Annotated in this window: 3 protein-coding genes; 2 read left to right on the top strand and 1 reads right to left on the bottom strand. The window is 55.0% G+C overall.

All coding sequences use genetic code 11. The features are described from left to right. Window positions 1–28: 28 nt before the first annotated feature. A complete protein-coding gene (locus tag CW742_RS10535; RefSeq protein WP_292420160.1) occupies window positions 29–835 on the bottom strand; it encodes a class I SAM-dependent methyltransferase in 807 nt (268 codons plus the stop codon). A 158-nt stretch (window positions 836–993) separates the two neighbouring features. Between CW742_RS10535 and CW742_RS10530 the strand changes: the two genes are divergently transcribed. Together CW742_RS10530 and CW742_RS10525 are read left to right on the top strand one after the other, a co-directional pair. Then, complete coding sequence (locus CW742_RS10530; RefSeq protein ID WP_292420158.1) at window positions 994–1,932, top strand: ABC transporter ATP-binding protein; 939 nt, start codon at window positions 994–996, stop codon at window positions 1,930–1,932. Continuing rightward, the coding region (locus tag CW742_RS10525; RefSeq protein ID WP_292420156.1) for a dipeptide/oligopeptide/nickel ABC transporter ATP-binding protein at window positions 1,925–2,467 on the top strand (543 nt) is incomplete at its 3' end. The genes CW742_RS10530 and CW742_RS10525, both read left to right, overlap by 8 nt.

Below are 2,467 nucleotides of genomic sequence, written 5' to 3'. Positions count from 1 at the left end.
CTCCTCACCCAGTCTACAGCAGTGTCGCTCATGGCTCCACCTTCCACCAGAGAATCCCCATCCTGCTGGGAAGATGGTAGATGCCGTCAACGGTGTGTTGAGCGATGTATGAGCGGATTGCACTCCGGTCTGCATCTGTGAGTGGACGGTACTTTTCAACGTATCGTTCCTTTGAGGCGATCCCGGCATCCTCCGGCCACATAAGGGAATAATCAAGCATGTTCACATTCGGAGTGATTCCCTCATCGTTCAGGTAATTGAAGGCCAGGGAGAACTCGTCAGACGAATCGGAAACCGGAAGGCCGAGGCTCTCCTTCAGCTGTGTTTCGCTTGACTGGATACCATGCGCAAGGCAGCAGTACCCGCGGGATACCGCCTCCATCCTGCGGACCTGCGTGATAAGGTCGGAGAACTGCCAGAGCGCATGGCAGCAGATCACCATGTCATATGCCCGGGCATTGTCAGCGATATTCACGTCCTGCCAGATTTGCGGGATGATGTCAATGTTCGTAAGATCGCGCTTGTGCGCATTTTCCCGCAGTTGTGTTGCCATCTCTTCTGCCGGTTCTACCGCCGTCACCCGCTGCACCTGCTCGGCAAACGGAATGGTGACCGCACCCGGCCCTGACGCGATGTCTAAGACGTTCCAGTTCTTCTGCAGGATTCCCTGACTGAGGAAATACTCAAGGATCATTCTCCCGTGGTTACAATCGCTCGTCTTTACCATTGCCGAATAATCCTTTGCTCGGGCATTCCAGTAGCACGGTGTGCTGACACGCTCCGAGTCCCCGACTTTCCGGGCCCAGGCTTCCTTCCAGTTCATTGTTCCGTCCATGATGATTCCGCCACTTTTCAGAAAAATGTCATAATCAATGAGGGGAGTATTTTTGATACAACACAATTAATGGTTATCATTTAGTATTACGAAAATTGCATATATTATCACGACTTAATCAAGACTTAACCAAGAGATGGTTAAATCCGGTGTCTTCCATGCCATCCATAATTGATATCAGCCAGTTGTCAGTTCATTTTCCCCTTGATACTACAACAGTTCGCGCTGTTGATGGTGTCGATCTCAGCGTGGAAGAACATGAGACCCTTGCCATTATCGGGGAAAGCGGAAGCGGCAAGTCCGTGCTTGGCCTCGCGATGCTCGGGATGCTCCCCCCAACCAGTACGGTCTCCGGCAAAGTCATATATGAAGGGTCCGACCTCATCTCACTCTCCGAGAAAGAACTTGAGGGTATCCGGGGTATCCGGATCGCCTGGATCCCGCAGAACCCGGCAAATGCCCTGAACCCGACGATGCGTGTTGGCGATCAGATCGGAGAGCCGATCACCCGTCATTCCGAGTGGACAAAAGAGCGGGTCCACACAAAAGTGCTGGAACTCCTGTTGAAATTCCGGGTCCTCCCCCCGGAGGAACGGAGTGCATCCTATCCCCATTCCTTCAGCGGGGGAATGCTGCAGCGGTCGCTCGTTGCGATGGGTGTATCAGCACGGCCGGAGCTCATCATTGCCGATGAACCGACAAAGGGGATCGATGTCATAAACAAGGAATCGGTGGCGTCGGTTTTTAAAGAAGTCCGCAACCAGGGTCACACCCTTGTTATCATAACCCACGACCTGGCATTTGCAAAGGATCTTGCGGACCGGATCATCGTGATGTATAATGGCAGAATCATTGAGATCGGCGAACCGGAAGTGTTCTTCTCACATCCCCGGCACCCGTATTCTACCATGCTTCTTCGTTCCCTGCCGGAGAAAGGCCTGCATCCCATTCCCGGCCGGACCGAAGAATCCATGGGGTGCACAAGCGGGTGCCGGTTCCGGCTCAGGTGTCCCGATGCCCGCGACCGGTGTGCTGATGAACCCCCCCTCATATCCTGCGGGGACAGGACTGCGGTAAGGTGCTGGAATTATGATTGAAGGAAGAAAGCTTTCCAAATACTTCATCTTGGAACAGAACCGGAAGATCCGCACTTCTGCTGTTAAGGACGTGGATATCAGGATCGAAGAAGGGGAAACGCTGGCCCTTATCGGGGAGAGCGGGTGCGGGAAATCGACCCTCGGCCGGATGCTCCTCAACCTGATCACTCCGAGCAGCGGCGAGGTACTGTTCGAAGGAAAGAACCTTGCGAAGATGAGTGCGGCGGAACTCAGGGCTCTCCGGTGGAAGTTCCAGATCGTGGCGCAGCACCCGGACAATGCCCTGAACCCCCGGTGGACCGTTGCCCAGTCCATCCTCGAACCGTTCCGCATACACCGGGAACGCCTGAACGGGAAATCGATGGATAAAGAACTGGAACGACTCATCGATCTGGTCGGGCTTGAACCCGGGCAGGTGGCACGCTACCCCCACCAGCTCAGCGGCGGGGAACTCCAGCGCGCGGTCATCGCCCGCGCGATAGCACTCGATCCCGCGCTGATTGTCTGCGACGCACCTACGTCCCTGCTGGATGTC

Origin of the sequence: Methanoregula sp., assembly GCF_002835825.1 — an archaeon.
Taxonomy (GTDB): domain Archaea; phylum Halobacteriota; class Methanomicrobia; order Methanomicrobiales; family Methanospirillaceae; genus Methanoregula.
Note: the sequence above shows the minus strand (reverse complement) of the source record. Positions and strands in the feature narration are given on the sequence as shown.